Source organism: Ignisphaera cupida (assembly GCF_030186535.1).
Lineage (GTDB): Archaea > Thermoproteota > Thermoprotei_A > Sulfolobales > Ignisphaeraceae > Ignisphaera > Ignisphaera cupida.
Map to the genome: position 1 here is coordinate 109,658 of NZ_JASNVW010000002.1, position 14,020 is coordinate 123,677.

The 14,020-nt window shown below is 37.5% G+C and carries 13 protein-coding genes and 2 tRNA genes; 14 read left to right on the forward strand and 1 reads right to left on the reverse strand.

Annotated features, from left to right (window positions below):
* The first annotated feature begins 29 nt into the window (after positions 1-29).
* Entirely contained in the window at positions 30-1,577 is a 1,548-nt protein-coding gene (locus QPL79_RS04090) for a B12-binding domain-containing radical SAM protein (RefSeq protein ID WP_285273517.1), read from the forward strand.
* Between the two features lie 54 nt (positions 1,578-1,631).
* Here the strand turns inward: QPL79_RS04090 and QPL79_RS04095 are convergent.
* Positions 1,632-1,708 (reverse strand) — tRNA-Lys (locus QPL79_RS04095).
* 134 nt (positions 1,709-1,842) lie between these two features.
* Between QPL79_RS04095 and QPL79_RS04100 the strand changes: the two genes are divergently transcribed.
* The 13 genes from QPL79_RS04100 (at position 1,843) to QPL79_RS04155 (ending at position 13,964) form a co-directional block, all read left to right on the forward strand.
* Positions 1,843-2,106 carry a DNA-directed RNA polymerase subunit H gene (locus tag QPL79_RS04100; protein WP_285273518.1) on the forward strand — a complete coding sequence of 88 codons (264 nt, stop codon included), beginning with the start codon at positions 1,843-1,845 and terminating at the stop codon, positions 2,104-2,106.
* Positions 2,107-2,112: 6 nt separating this feature from the next.
* Positions 2,113-5,562: a DNA-directed RNA polymerase subunit B gene (locus QPL79_RS04105; RefSeq protein WP_285273519.1), complete on the forward strand. Its 3,450-nt coding sequence runs from the start codon at positions 2,113-2,115 to the stop codon at positions 5,560-5,562.
* An 11-nt stretch (positions 5,563-5,573) separates the two neighbouring features.
* Entirely contained in the window at positions 5,574-8,222 is a 2,649-nt protein-coding gene (locus QPL79_RS04110; protein ID WP_285273520.1) for a DNA-directed RNA polymerase subunit A', read from the forward strand.
* Entirely contained in the window at positions 8,222-9,421 is a 1,200-nt protein-coding gene (gene rpoA2 / locus QPL79_RS04115) for a DNA-directed RNA polymerase subunit A'' (protein WP_285273521.1), read from the forward strand. Before QPL79_RS04110 ends, rpoA2 begins: the two co-directional genes overlap by 1 nt.
* 9 nt (positions 9,422-9,430) lie before the next feature.
* On the forward strand, positions 9,431-9,760 hold the full coding sequence (locus tag QPL79_RS04120; RefSeq protein ID WP_285273522.1) for a 50S ribosomal protein L30e: 330 nt from the start codon (positions 9,431-9,433) through the stop codon (positions 9,758-9,760).
* 8 nt (positions 9,761-9,768) lie between these two features.
* Positions 9,769-10,230: a NusA-like transcription termination signal-binding factor gene (locus QPL79_RS04125; protein ID WP_285273523.1), complete on the forward strand. Its 462-nt coding sequence runs from the start codon at positions 9,769-9,771 to the stop codon at positions 10,228-10,230.
* Between the two features lie 82 nt (positions 10,231-10,312).
* Positions 10,313-10,756: a 30S ribosomal protein S12 gene (locus tag QPL79_RS04130; RefSeq protein WP_285273524.1), complete on the forward strand. Its 444-nt coding sequence runs from the start codon at positions 10,313-10,315 to the stop codon at positions 10,754-10,756.
* A 12-nt stretch (positions 10,757-10,768) separates the two neighbouring features.
* Positions 10,769-11,377 (forward strand): 30S ribosomal protein S7, encoded by a 609-nt coding sequence (locus tag QPL79_RS04135; RefSeq protein WP_285273525.1) that lies wholly within the window; start codon positions 10,769-10,771, stop codon positions 11,375-11,377.
* 94 nt (positions 11,378-11,471) lie between these two features.
* Positions 11,472-12,818 carry a translation elongation factor EF-1 subunit alpha gene (gene tuf / locus QPL79_RS04140; protein ID WP_285273526.1) on the forward strand — a complete coding sequence of 449 codons (1,347 nt, stop codon included), beginning with the start codon at positions 11,472-11,474 and terminating at the stop codon, positions 12,816-12,818.
* Positions 12,819-12,836: 18 nt separating this feature from the next.
* Positions 12,837-13,154: a 30S ribosomal protein S10 gene (rpsJ, locus tag QPL79_RS04145; protein ID WP_285273527.1), complete on the forward strand. Its 318-nt coding sequence runs from the start codon at positions 12,837-12,839 to the stop codon at positions 13,152-13,154.
* Between the two features lie 67 nt (positions 13,155-13,221).
* Positions 13,222-13,309, forward strand: a tRNA-Ser gene (locus QPL79_RS04150).
* Between the two features lie 232 nt (positions 13,310-13,541).
* Positions 13,542-13,727, forward strand: coding sequence for a hypothetical protein (locus tag QPL79_RS09270; protein ID WP_350309074.1), 186 nt, complete (start codon positions 13,542-13,544; stop codon positions 13,725-13,727).
* 33 nt (positions 13,728-13,760) lie between these two features.
* Complete coding sequence (locus QPL79_RS04155) at positions 13,761-13,964, forward strand: hypothetical protein (protein ID WP_285273528.1); 204 nt, start codon at positions 13,761-13,763, stop codon at positions 13,962-13,964.
* Positions 13,965-14,020 lie beyond the last annotated feature (56 nt).

A 14,020-nucleotide genomic window follows, 5' to 3' on the forward strand; every position in this document is an offset into this window, starting at 1 on the left:
TTTGATTAGTTTTTATAAAAGGGTTTTTCATGACAAAGTTTAATGGCTTTAAAATTGTGCTTACTGGTGATGAATCTCTTGTAAGTACATATCACCATACTTATCTTGGTTTTGCCTCAGGTTTGCCTATGGATGTTTTTCCTAGTATCTTGGGCAACTTTATTTTCCCTACTTTAAGTGATGAACGTGGCAGAATGAAGACGAGTCAATATGGACTATGCAAAATTGAAGCAGCTTTACTTGATAATGGTTTTTCCAGAAATGATGTAGCTATTGTTGATCCTAGAAAGTTAGATAGGGCCATAGGATCTGAGACACGTGTTTTGGGTATTAGTGTTTTAGATCCTCTTGGCATAAACTATGGCACAGCTCTTTTGCGTGTTGCTCTTAGTCTCATGGGTGTTGAAACACGGCTTCAATCATACATGTCTTGGGCAACGATGAAGATATTCAATAGTGATGTTGTGAAGAGGTATAGAAGTAGAATTAAGGTTGTAGTTGGAGGTCAAGGTGTTTGGGAAATAGTGGATAGTGGACTTCAACAAAGGCTTGGCATAGATTGTATTGTCGAGGGTGAGGGAGAATTAATTGCACCAAGAATTTTTAGAATGGTTTTAGATGGTATGAAGATTCCACGTTATGTAAAAGGCTCACCAGTACCTGTAGATAAAATACCTGTTATTAGAACACCTTCGAGAGGTATTGTAGAGGTTACTAGAGGTTGTGGAAGAGGCTGTTTATTTTGTAATCCAACACTATTAATGTTTAGAACAATACCAATTGAAAAAGTAGTAAGGGAGGTGATGGTCAATGTTGCTGGTGGTGAGAGAAACATAACATTGCATTCAGAAGACTTTTTGAGATATGGCTCAACATCTTTGTTGCCCAACGAAGAAAAAGTTGTGGAGTTGTTGTCTAGAGTCATGAAAGCTCCAGGTGTTGATGATGTTTCAATAGATTTTGTAACAGCATCAACGGCATTAGTTAATCCAAGATTAGTCAAAATTATTAGTGATATGCTAGGGCTTAGCGATAGAAACATGTCAATAATACAAATGGGTATAGAAAGTGCAAGCCCAAGAATAATAAAAATGATTGCTCCTGGAAAGCCAAAGCCGTTTAGCTATGAGGAGTGGCCAAGGATAGTAGAAGATGCCGTGGCTTTGCTAAATGAATGTGGATGGTGGATATGTGCAACCATAATTATTAATCTACCACAGGAAACTGTTGAGGATATAGAAATGAATATAAAACTTTTGGAGAGACTTGAACACTACAATGTTTTTATATTTCCACTGCCATTTATACCATCTGGCAGTCTCAGAAAATCTAAAGATATGATGAAAACACATAAAGATTTGAATACAAGAAATCTAGAGTTAATCGCTCTATCAATTTACGATGCCATAAAAAAGATAAAATCATTGTCAAAACATCTGGTTGCAAAAGCACCTATAGGTGTTAAACAGTTTCTTGGTGCATTACTCTATGTAGCATCTGCTATAGGTTTAAAAAGAATTCAAAGATTTGCTTTAGACAACATTGCAACATATTTTCCAAGATCTGCAACTCATTAGCAGGTTTTAAGTGATTCTAGCATAGAAATAGTTTAACCATAGAAAGTGTTTTTGTGGCGGGCCCGCCGGGATTTGAACCCGGGACCTACGGGTTAAAAGCCCGCCGCTCTACCTAGCTGAGCTACGGGCCCTCTCCAAAAATGTTTCTTTTAGAGTTGTGTTAAAAGGCTTATATGCTTCTTTTTCTGAGTTGAGCTTATAAGCAGTATTTCAAAATACACTATTTCACACTGAATTTGATTTTTATGCTGCTTTGGTGTAATTAATGGCTGGTAAAAAAAGATCTTTACAGGACTTGAGCAAGGTATTGGAACATGAGCTTGTGCCAAGGCATGAGGTTTTAAGTATTGAGGAAGGAATTCAAGTATTGCGAAAATATGGTGTTAAGCCAGAGCAACTGCCTTGGCTTAGAGCAAGTGATCCCGTGGCTAGAGCTATTGGTGCTAAGCCAGGGGACATAGTTAGAATCTATAGAAAAAGCCCAACAGCTGGAGAAGTAATTGTATATAGATATGTTGTACCTGGGTAAATAAGCATGAGCAGCATATCTATATTAAATAAACAAAGTGTTCACGCTTCTTTAGGTCCTATACCTCAATCTCATCCAGAGTCAAAAATAATTTCTGCAGATGATAGATGGGCTATTATAGAAGCTTTTATAAAGGAAAAAGGTATTACAAAACACCACATAGAGTCGTACAATACATTTTTGGAGAGAACTTTAAAAGAAATTATAATGGAGGAACCAGTTATAGAGACATCAATACCAGGATACAAGCTTATTATAAAGGGGTTTAGGCTGGGAGAACCACAGATAAGAGAAGTTGATGGAAGTATAAATAGAAACATAACACCTATGGAATGTAGACATAGGGACTTAACATACGCTATACCCATATACGTAACCATAGTACCTGTAGAAAACAACATTGCTGGAACACCAGTCGAGGTGATAATAGGAGAGATACCTCTCATGGTTAAATCAAAGGGGGATCCAGTAACAAAACTAAGTGAAGAGGAGTTGGTTAGAATAGGTGAGGATCCAAAAGATCCTGGAGGATACTTCATTATAGATGGTACAGAAAGAATAATTGTAGCTCAAGAGGATTTGGCTCCCAATAGAGTTATTGTTGATTATGGTCAAGAAGGATTAAATGTTACTCATACCGCTAAGGTGATATCATCAACAACAGGGTTTAGAGTACCTGTAATTCTTGATAGGCACAAAGATGGAACACTACATGTTTCATTTCCTGCAGTACCAGGTAAAATACCATTTGTTGTGCTGATGCGGGCGCTTGGGATGGAAACAGATAGAGATATTGCACTAGCCGTGTCACCTGATCCAGAGATTCAGAAAGAGCTTTTTGCATCATTTGTTCAAGCAAGTGATATAGCAACAGTTGACGATGCTTTAGACTATATAGGATCAAGAGTTGCAATAGGGCAGATGAGAGAGAGTAGAATTGAAAGAGCAAAGTATATACTTGATCATTATTTCCTTCCACATCTTGGCAATAAAGCAGAGGATAGAATAAAGAAGGCGCTTTTTCTTGGGCAAATGGCTTGCAAGTTAATAGAATTTGTGCTTGGTAGAAGACCTGCTGATGATAAAGATCATTACGCAAATAAGAGAATAAGACTTGCAGGAGACATGCTTGCTCTACTCTTTAGAGTTGCATTCAAAGCTTTTTTAAGGGATTTGAGATACCAAGTTGAGAGAGCCAAGGTTAAGGAGAAAAGAGTTAACATAGCACTATATGTTAGAAGCGACATAATTACTGAGAGAATTAGACACGCTATGGCAACTGGCACATGGATTGGTGGTAGAACTGGAGTAAGTCAGATAATAGATAGAACAAACTGGCTATCTTCACTAAGCCACATGAGAAGAGTTATTTCACCATTAAGTAGAAGTCAGCCACATTTCGAGGCAAGAGATCTTCATGGAACACAGTTTGGTAGGCTATGCCCATTTGAAACACCTGAAGGACCAAATTGTGGCTTGGTCAAAAACCTTGCGCTCATGGTTACAATATCAGTTGGTGTACCTGAAGAAGAAGTGGTAAGTACACTATACTCACTAGGTTTAATGCCATTGCTAGAAGTTTTTAATAAGCTTAGAAATAACGAAATTGATTATGAAATTGCAAAAACATGGTCTAAAGTATACCTAAATGGAACGTTAGTAGGCTATGTTCAAAATGGTGAAGATTTTGTTAAAGCTATTCGTGAGCTAAGAAGAGCTGGCAAAATTAGTTATGAGGTTAATGTAGCTCACTATAAAACTCAGTACATAAATGAGATTTATGTTAATTGTGATTCAGGTAGAATGCTTAGACCTCTTCTAGTTGTTGAAAATGGAAAGCTGAAGTTGTCAAAAGATCATATAGAGAGGTTGAGGAGTGGAGAATCATTTGAAATGTTGATAAGAGAGGGTGTTGTGGAGCTTCTTGATGCAGAGGAAGAGGAGAATGCATTAATAGCTGTGAATCCTGAAGAAGTTTCAGAAAAAACAACACATGTTGAGATATGGCCACCAGCAATAATGGGTGTATCAGCATCAACAATACCATATGCTGAGCATAATCAATCACCTAGAAATGCATATCAATCAGCAATGGCTAAACAAGCACTTGGTTTCTACATGGCCAATTTCCTGGTCAGAGTTGATACAAGAGCGCATCTATTACACTATCCTCAAATACCATTAGTTCAAACAAGAGCTCTTTCAATAATAGGTTACAACGATAGGCCATCAGGTCAAAACATGATTGTGGCTGTGATGAGCTATACTGGATATAATATGGAGGATGCAATAATAATGAATAAGTCATCTGTTGATAGAGGTCTTGCAAGGTCAAACTTCTTCAGGCTTTACTCAACTGAGGAACTTAGATATCCAGGTGGTCAAGAAGATAGAATAGAGATTCCAGATACAAAGGTTATAGGATATAGAGGTAAAGAAGCCTATACAAAGCTTGATGATGATGGTATTGCAAAGGTTGAGGTTGCGGTTAGGGGAGGCGAAGCTGTGATAGGTAAAACAAGTCCTCCGAGGTTTATAGAAGAATTTAGAGGATATGGCATTTTAGCTCAAAGAAGAAAAGATGCTTCTGTAACTGTTAGGCATGGAGAAATTGGATGGGTTGACACAGTACTTATTTCAACATCTGCTGAAGGACATAGAATAATAAAGGTTAAGGTAAGAGACTTGAGAATACCTGAAATCGGAGACAAGTTTGCATCTAGACATGGCCAAAAAGGTGTTTTAGGAGCTTTGATACCACAATATGACATGCCATTTACTGTAGATGGCATAACACCAGATATTATAATCAATCCACATGCACTACCATCTAGAATGACTCTTGGCCAGCTCATGGAGAGCATAGCTGGTAAGGCAGCAGCGCTTAGAGGAAAATTTGTCGACGGAACACCATTCTTTGAGGAGAACATAGAGGATTTGAAGAAGCAATTGTTTGTATTTGGCTATCCAATGGATGGAACAGAACCTATGTATGATGGAAGAACAGGAGAATTAATAGGAAACCCAGTGTTTATTGGAATAGTGTATTACCAGAAGCTGCATCACATGGTGGCAGATAAAATACATGCAAGACCAAAGGGACCTGTACAGCTATTAACTAGACAACCTACTGAGGGTAGAGCCAGAGAGGGTGGGCTTAGATTTGGTGAAATGGAGAGAGATGCTATAATAGGTCATGGAGCATCTTCACTATTGAGAGAAAGAATGCTTGAAAGCTCAGACAAAACAGTGATTTATGTGTGTGAATTATGTGGGTTTATTGGCTGGTACAACAAGAGAAGGGAGGTATATGAATGTCCAATACATGGTGATAAAGGCATATTGTACCCAGTTACTGTACCATATGCATTTAAGCTTTTGATTCAAGAAATGATGAGTATGGGAATTAAGCCAAGACTTATTTTGTCAGATAAACATGAGAAATATGCTTCATAAATGGTGATTCTATGAGCGAAGAAAAAATTATTTCTGGAATTAAATTTGGCATACTCTCACCAGATGAGATAAGAAAAATGTCAGCAGTTCAAGTAACTTCTCCAGAAACTTATGAAGAGGATGGAACACCGCGAGCACATTCAGTAATGGATTATAGATTAGGTGCTATAGAACCAGGCCAGGTCTGTCCTGTTTGTGGCAATACTTTAAAGGGGTGCCCAGGACATTTTGGCCATATAGAGCTTGCTGTTCCTGTAATAAATGTACTATTTATTAAACATATACATGATTTGTTAAAAGCAACATGTTTTAATTGTGGAAGAGTAAAGATATCTCCACAAGCTTTTGAGAAATACAGAAGATATCTTGCTAGATTGAGAGAAAGATATCCATATTTAGCCAAACTTTTTACAGAATACATAAAAAGACAAGCTATAAAAGCTAGTACATGTCCATATTGTGGTGCTAAACAGCCAAAGATAAAACTGGAAAAGCCAACAACATTTATAGAGCAGCATCCAGAATCTAAGGATACAATAAGATTAAATCCAAGAGAGGTTAGAAAGAGACTAGAAGCTATACCTAATGAAGACTTAGAGCTTCTAGGTTATGATCCAAGAGATGCAAGACCAGAGTGGATGGTTTTTACGGCATTTCCTGTTCCCCCAACATCAATAAGACCTTCAATACTAATAGAATCTGGTATTAGGTCAGAAGATGACTTAACCCATAAATTGGTTGATATTGTTAGAACTAACGAGAGATTAAGAGAGCATATAGCTTCTGGAGCACCTGAGATAATTATTGATGATCTTTGGGAACTTTTACAATATCACATAACGACGTATTTAGATAATGAGGTTCCTGGAATTCCACCTGCTAAGCACAGATCCGGTAGACCTTTAAAAACCTTGGCTCAAAGAATGAGGGGTAAAGAGGGTAGGTTCAGAGGAAATCTATCTGGCAAGAGGGTAGACTACTCTGCTAGAACTGTGATTAGCCCCGATCCATATTTAAGTATTAATGAAGTTGGAGTTCCTTTAGATGTTGCAAAAATATTGACTGTGCCTGAAAAGGTTACTGAGTGGAATATTAATGAGCTTAGAAGATATGTGTTAAACGGACCCTTTAAATGGCCTGGTGCAAACTATATTGTTACCCCAGATGGTAGAAGAATTGATTTGAGATATGTAAGAGATAGAAAAAGTGTTGCAGAGTCTCTTGCTCCTGGTTACATAGTTGAGAGACATCTTAAAGATGGCGATATAGTGCTGTTTAATAGACAGCCATCTCTTCATAGAATGTCTATGATGGGCCATGTGGTCAAGGTTTTGCCGGGAAGAACATTTAGACTTCATTTATCTGTTTGTCCACCATACAATGCAGATTTCGATGGAGATGAAATGAATTTGCATGTACCACAAACAGAAGATGCAAGAGCTGAGGCAAGAACTCTTCTAAAAGTTCAAAACCACATTCTTACACCGAGATATGGAGGTGTGATCATAGGAGCTATACAGGATTATGTTAGTGGTGCTTATGTGCTTACAATAAAGTCTACACTACTTGAGAAAGAAGAGGTTGTAGAGCTTTTGGCAGCAGCAAATACTGTTAAAGAGATTCCTGAACCAGCCATTTTATCACCAAGGAAGTTATGGACTGGAAAGCAAGTCGTTAGTATGTTCTTTCCAGAAGACTTTAATTTCCACGGGAAAGCAAACATATCATCTGGACCTCTAAGATGCGATGACATTAACTGTTTCTGGGATTCTTATGTTGTTGTTAAACAAGGTAAGCTGCTTCTTGGTGTTCTGGATAAGAAAACTATTGGTGCTGAACAGCAAGATAGTTTACTTTACTGGCTTGCAAAAGAATATGGTGCTGAAGTAGCAGCAATGTTTATGGATAAACTGTTTAGGTTATTTATAAGGATGTTGGAGTTAAGAGGATTTACGTTGAGGCTAGATGATGTTGCTATAGATGAGGAAACCCAGATGCAAATTCTTAAATTACTGAATGAAGCTTTTGAAAAGGTTAGGGATCTAGTCGAGAAGTATTCAAGTGGAACACTAGAGGTTGTACCTGGAAGATCTTTAGAAGAAAGTTTAGAGATAAAAGTGTTGGAGGTTCTTGCCGAGGCTAGAGATAAGGCTGGTGAAGTAGCAGTTTCATCTCTAAATCCATTCAACTACGCATTTATCATGGCCAGAACAGGTGCAAGAGGAAATGTACTGAATTTAACGCAAATGGCTGCAACACTAGGTCAAATGACTGTTCGTGGTGAAAGAATATGGCGTGGGTATATGGGGAGACCATTACCTCATTTTGAACGTGATGATCTAGGTCCTATTGCCAGAGGGTTTGTTGTAAATAGCTTCTTTAGAGGATTGTCTGTAACTGAAATGTTTATGCATGCAGCAGGTGGTAGAGAAGGTTTGGTTGATACAGCTGTCAGAACATCTCAAAGTGGGTATATGCAGCGCAGACTTGTGAATGCTTTAATGGATCTTCATGTAGCTTATGATTTCACTGTTAGAGATTCCTCAGGATCGATAATACAGTTTGCATATGGTGAGGACATGGCTGATCCGTCAAAAGCTCCTCACGGAAAAATAGTTAATGTCGAGAGAATTGTTGAAAGGGTTCTTGGTGAGATATGATGGAGTCTTCAAATACTTTACAAAGCACTGACTTTAACAGTTTTGAAATTATTGAGAAGAGGTTAGGAAATGAAGCTCCACAGTCTATAATAGATGAGCTTAAATCCATAGTGTCTAAATACAAGATTTCTAAAGATAAACTTGAAGAAATGATCAATAGAATTGAGAGGGAAATAGAAGAAAACAGTGTTGAACCTGGTGAACCTGTTGGAATGGTTGCTGCTCAAAGTATTGGTGAGCCAAGTACTCAAATGACTCTACGAACATTTCACTATGCAGGTGTAAGAGAACTTAATGTCACTCTTGGTTTGCCAAGGCTTATAGAGCTTGTAGATGCTAAGAAAACACCATCAACACCACTAACATACATATACCTTAAACCAGAGTATAGAAATAGTAGGGAGAAGGCTATAGAAGTTGCTAGAAGAATTGAGATGACAAAAGTTTTAAATGTTACATTACGCATTGATATAGACTTTTTCAATAATTCGATAAACATTATTCTTGATAGAGATATGCTTGAGGATAAGGGAGTTGATGTTGAGGAGGTTCTGAAGGTCTTGCAAAAGGCTATGAAGAGGGCCCGAGTTATTCAAAGCGAGAACAATCCATATGAAATTATAATACAGTTTGAAGAGCCTATAGATCCTACAAAAGTTGAGAAACTTAGAGAAAAGATACTGAATTTGAGAATAAAGGGTATTAAGGGCATAAACAAAGTTATTATTCAGAGAAGGGGAGATGAATACATTCTTGTTTGTGAGGGTAGCAACTTGAGTGAGCTTATGCAAATAGATGAAGTTGATTATAAAAGGATTAGAACAAATAATGTGAAGGAAGTTGAAGAAGTTCTTGGAATAGAAGCTGCAAGAGCACTTCTCATAGAAGAGATTATGAATGTACTTGAGGAACAAGGTCTTGAGGTGGATATAAGACATGTAATGTTAGTAGCTGATATGATGACTAGAACAGGAACTGTTAAGCAAATCGGTAGACATGGTGTGATGGCAATAAAGGATAGCCCACTTGCAAAAGCAGCATTTGAAGTAACAGTTAAAAACCTTGTTAATTCTGCTGCAAGAGGTGAAGTAGACAAGATTGCCGGCATAACAGAAAGTGTTATAGTAGGAAACTATATACCTGCAGGCACAGCAAAAGTTGGTCTTGTTTTTAATCCTTATACAAAGTCAGAGAGGTGATAAAACAAAATGTCTGATCAGCAATCACTAGATAATTTGTTAAAGTATGTGGCAAGAACTGGAAAAATTGTGATAGGATTCAACGAGACTTTGAGATATGTGAAAACAGGAAGGGTAAGATTTATAGTGATAGCATCCAATATACCAGAATCCATGAAAAGTGATATAGAGTATTATGCAAAGCTTTCAAATGTTGGCATAATAGAGTATCCTGGATCGAATAGAGATTTAGGAACATTGCTTGGAAAACCATTCTCGATATCAACACTAGGAATAGTGGAAACAGGGCAAGTATCAGAAAATGCGTTAAAGGCTTTTGTAAAATCTACAACTAGGTGATTGCTACAATGGCAGCAAGAATTAATGATATAAAGCCTCAGTTCAACGTCAAATTGACCATGGAGGAAATGCGATATATGACAATATTTCAAGATGTTACTGGTGTAACACCCAAAGATTGTATAGTAAGTGATGAGCTTAACTCTATAATATTCATTGTTGATGGTGATAAGGTTGGGCAGGCTGTGGGTAAGAAGGGCTATAATGTGAAGTATTTAGCAAAATTATTTGGAAAGAACATTGATGTTGTTGGCTGGGCCGATAATTTAGAGGATTTTGCTAAAAACATATTCATACCAGCAAGAGTTTATAGAGTTCAGCTTATTGAATCATCTGAAAGAAAGTCACTTTACGTGTATGTAGATCCAAAGGATAAGGGCATTGCGATTGGTAGGAATGGCAGAAATGTTGCAAAAGCCAAGATACTTATGAAGAGGTATTATAATATAGATAATGTTGTAATTGCATAGAAAGTATCATAAGTTTTTAAGCTTAGCTACATGTTTAAATTCAGAAACTTAGAAATAACATAATAACTAAGGGGAGGATTGGTTGGCAGGGAAAAAAGGAGCTTATGGTCTCTATGCTGCGAGAAAGCTAAAACTAAAAAGATTAAAGTTCAGATGGTCTCAAAGAGACTTTAGAATAAGAATGTTAAAGCTGAAGGAGAAGTATGATCCATTGGAAGGAGCTCCAATGGCTAGGGGAATAGTTTTAGAGAAGGTTGGTGTTGAGGCAAGACAGCCAAATGCAGCTGTGAGGAAATGTGTTCGTGTGCAAATTGTTAAGAATGGCAAGGTTGTAACAGCTTTTGTTCCTTATGATGGTGGTCTAAACTTTATTGAGGAACACGATGAAGTCTTGATTGCTGGCATTGGGGGTACCAGGGGCAAGTCCATGGGTGATCTGCCAGGTGTCAAATATAAAGTTATTGCTGTTAATGGTGTTGCATTAACAGAATTATTAAAAGGTAAGAAGCAAAAACCATTGAGGTAAGGTGCGTGCTTAATGAGTGAACTTCAGCTAAGATTATCTGAAATTGTTGCTGATTTAGATCATATAAAGCTTTTTGGGAAGTGGAGTTATAGAGATGTTGTAGTTCTTGATCCAAGTCTCAAGAAATATATTTCACTAAAACCTGTTGTAGTTCCTCACACAGCTGGTAAGCATGCTCATAGAAGATTTGGAAAGGCTGTGGTTCCAATTGTTGAAAGACTCATCAATAGGCTTATGAGAAAAATGAAGAATACAGGTAAAAAACACTTAGCGTTTAATATTGTTAAAAATGCATTTGAGTTAATATATGCTAAGACAGGAGAGAACCCTATCCAGGTTTTGGTTAGAGCAATTGAGAATTCTGCTCCTAGGGAAGAAACGACGAGAATTATGTATGGTGGTATTGTTTATCATGTTGCTGTTGATGTATCTCCTATGAGAAGAGTTGACCTAGCACTTAGACATTTAACAGAAGGAGCATTTCAATGCTCATTCAGATCTGTAAAGCCTATAGAGGAGTGTTTAGCTGATGAAATAATAGCTGCTTCAGCTAATGATAGTAAAAGCTATGCTATACAGAGAAAGGAGGAAATTGAGCGTATTGCTCTAAGCTCTAGGTAGCAAATTTAACTTATTTAATTTGATGCAACAATACACTTATAAGGCCTACCTGCTATTTTTGTTATCTTGAAAGAGTATTGGTAAGGGATTAAACATGAGCACAAAACCACATTTAAACATAGTTATAATAGGTCATGTAGACCATGGAAAAAGCACACTTGTGGGTAGACTACTGGTAGAAGTTGGTGCTGTTGATGAAAAAACGTGGAAAGAAACTGTAGAGGCCGCTATAAAAGCTGGGAAGGAGAGTGAAAAATATGCATGGCTCATGGATAGGCTGAAGGAGGAAAGAGAAAGAGGGTTGACAATAACACTTGCTTATAGAAAATTCGAAACCAAGAACTATTACTACACAATTATTGATGCACCTGGTCATAGAGACTTTGTAAAGAATATGATTACTGGTGCTAGTCAAGCTGATGTAGCAATGCTTGTGGTTTCTGCTAAGAAAGGTGAGCTAGAAGCTGGTATGAGCCCAGAGGGACAGACAAGAGAGCATATACTTTTAGCAAGGACAATGGGCATTGACCAGCTAATAATAGCTGTAACGAAAATGGATATTACAGAGCCTCCATATTCTGAAAAAAGATTTATGGAAATTGTTGAGCTATTGACAAAGTTCCTTAGATCTGTTGGTTATAGATTAGATACAGTCACATTCCTTCCTGTATCTGGTTGGGTAGGAGACAATGTAACAAAGACTAGTACAAACATGCCTTGGTGGAACGATCAGAAAATTGCTGAGTTGAAGAAGAGATATGGTATTAATGGTGCTAGAACACTTCTAGAGGCATTAGATTCTGTTAAAGAACCTCCAAAACCAATTGATAAGCCATTGAGAATACCAATATCAGAAGTCTTTGTAATATCTGGTGTTGGCACAGTTCCTGTTGGTAGAGTTGAGACAGGTGTTTTAAAGGTTGGCGATACAGTTGTTTTTATGCCTCCAAATGTGTCTGGTGAAGTTAGATCTATTGAAATGCATCATCAAAGAATAGAAAAGGCTATACCTGGAGACAATATAGGATTCAACGTAAGAGGTATTTCGAAAGAACAGGTTAAAAGAGGAGATGTGGCTGGTCATCCAACAAATCCACCAACAATTGTAGAAGAGTTCACGGCTAGAGTAATGGTTGTGTGGCATCCAACAGCAATAGCACCAGGGTACACACCAGTTATCCATGCACATACAGCAAGCATACCATGCAGAATTGTTGAAATAGTTGCAAAACTAGATCCTAGAACAGGTCAAGTAGCAGAAAAGAATCCACCATTCCTAAAGCAGGGCGACATAGCAATAGTGAAGTTCAAACCACTTAAACCAATGGTTATAGAGAAGTATAGCGACTTTCCACAGCTTGGAAGATTTGCAATGAGAGATATGGGTAAAACAGTTGGAATAGGAATTGTAATGGATATTAAACCAGCAGCAAAAACATAAAGAAGGACTGAAGACAAAATGTCGTCAATGGTTAGAATAAGGCTTTGGAGCACAGATTCAAACAATTTAAACTATGTGGTTTCACAAATAGTTGACATAGCAAAAAAAGCAGGTGTTAAAATAAGAGGGCCTGTACCACTACCAGTGAAAAGACTTGTTGTACCAGTGCCAAGACTACCACATGGCGAAGGAACAAAGGTTTGGGACAAGTGGGAGCTTAGAATACATAAAAGAATAATAGATGTAGAAGCAAATGAGCATGTAATAAGACAGATCATGAGAGTAAGGGTACCAGAAAATGTATATATAGAAATAGAAATTAGAAGAAAACAATAATTTTTAAACAACATAAGAATTCTACAAACTAAGGTAGATAAATACAAACTATGCAAATTTTGTGAGCGCCGGGGTGCCCGAGTGGTCTAAGGGGCCGGCCTTGAGAGCCGGTGGGGAACATCCCCGCGCGGGTTCAAATCCCGCCCCCGGCGCCAAAGATATTTTCCCTATTTTGTTGCTTTCAAATACATGTTTAAATTCAAGCCTCAATTCAATTTACAATAAATTTTATTAACTCTCTATACAATATTTTCATTGTATTCTGTAAAAAATTTTATTCTGTCTAAGTTTCTAATTAAGTGGTGAGGAGAGGTACCTATCTGACCTCCTCCTCCCAGACCTGAAGGGTGAGGGTTTCCTCAGGGCGGTTCATGATATTGGTTAAGGATGATCTCTTACACTGATGTGGCTATGCCTAAAAGGGGTGGAAGTAGTTTTGGGGATGTGAGTCTTGTGCTGTTGGACTCTAAAGAGTCTCATGACCCACCTACCGCTAAGCTTAGTAGGTGTTTGAAGGCTAAGTCCCTATACTCGATTATGAATGAACATAAAATGATTGAAATGGAAGTGTAGGGACAAACGGTAATAGCAATAGCAGTACTTTTGATGGTTGTTAGTACAATACTTTATGCAGGACCTGCATCAATAACATCATCAATCGCGAGTTTCTCAAAAAGTTTCTTCAGAATAATATATGAGAAGCCTCTATATTCATATACACAAGGGCTGTTCAATAGCATATCATCAATAAAAGAAGAAAGAGCATGTCATGGATACTGGATTCATCACCATATTGAGAAATCCACCTAGTTGTAGGTTTAATTTTAAATATTCATTTGCTATGGATGTTTACATAAAAGAAGAAT

What these genes read in the sequence shown, in the direction of transcription:
- QPL79_RS04135 (WP_285273525.1), top strand. Translation starts at nt 10,769, where the DNA reads ATGAGTGAACTTCAGCTAAGATTATCTGAAATTGTTGCTGATTTAGAT.
- QPL79_RS09270 (WP_350309074.1), top strand. Translation starts at nt 13,542, where the DNA reads ATGATCTCTTACACTGATGTGGCTATGCCTAAAAGGGGTGGAAGTAGT.
- QPL79_RS04125 (WP_285273523.1), top strand. Translation starts at nt 9,769, where the DNA reads ATGGCAGCAAGAATTAATGATATAAAGCCTCAGTTCAACGTCAAATTG.
- QPL79_RS04105 (WP_285273519.1), top strand. Translation starts at nt 2,113, where the DNA reads ATGAGCAGCATATCTATATTAAATAAACAAAGTGTTCACGCTTCTTTA.
- rpsJ (WP_285273527.1), top strand. Translation starts at nt 12,837, where the DNA reads ATGTCGTCAATGGTTAGAATAAGGCTTTGGAGCACAGATTCAAACAAT.
- QPL79_RS04120 (WP_285273522.1), top strand. Translation starts at nt 9,431, where the DNA reads ATGTCTGATCAGCAATCACTAGATAATTTGTTAAAGTATGTGGCAAGA.
- QPL79_RS04110 (WP_285273520.1), top strand. Translation starts at nt 5,574, where the DNA reads ATGAGCGAAGAAAAAATTATTTCTGGAATTAAATTTGGCATACTCTCA.
- QPL79_RS04090 (WP_285273517.1), top strand. Translation starts at nt 30, where the DNA reads ATGACAAAGTTTAATGGCTTTAAAATTGTGCTTACTGGTGATGAATCT.
- QPL79_RS04100 (WP_285273518.1), top strand. Translation starts at nt 1,843, where the DNA reads ATGGCTGGTAAAAAAAGATCTTTACAGGACTTGAGCAAGGTATTGGAA.
- QPL79_RS04155 (WP_285273528.1), top strand. Translation starts at nt 13,761, where the DNA reads ATGGTTGTTAGTACAATACTTTATGCAGGACCTGCATCAATAACATCA.
- tuf (WP_285273526.1), top strand. Translation starts at nt 11,472, where the DNA reads ATGAGCACAAAACCACATTTAAACATAGTTATAATAGGTCATGTAGAC.
- rpoA2 (WP_285273521.1), top strand. Translation starts at nt 8,222, where the DNA reads ATGGAGTCTTCAAATACTTTACAAAGCACTGACTTTAACAGTTTTGAA.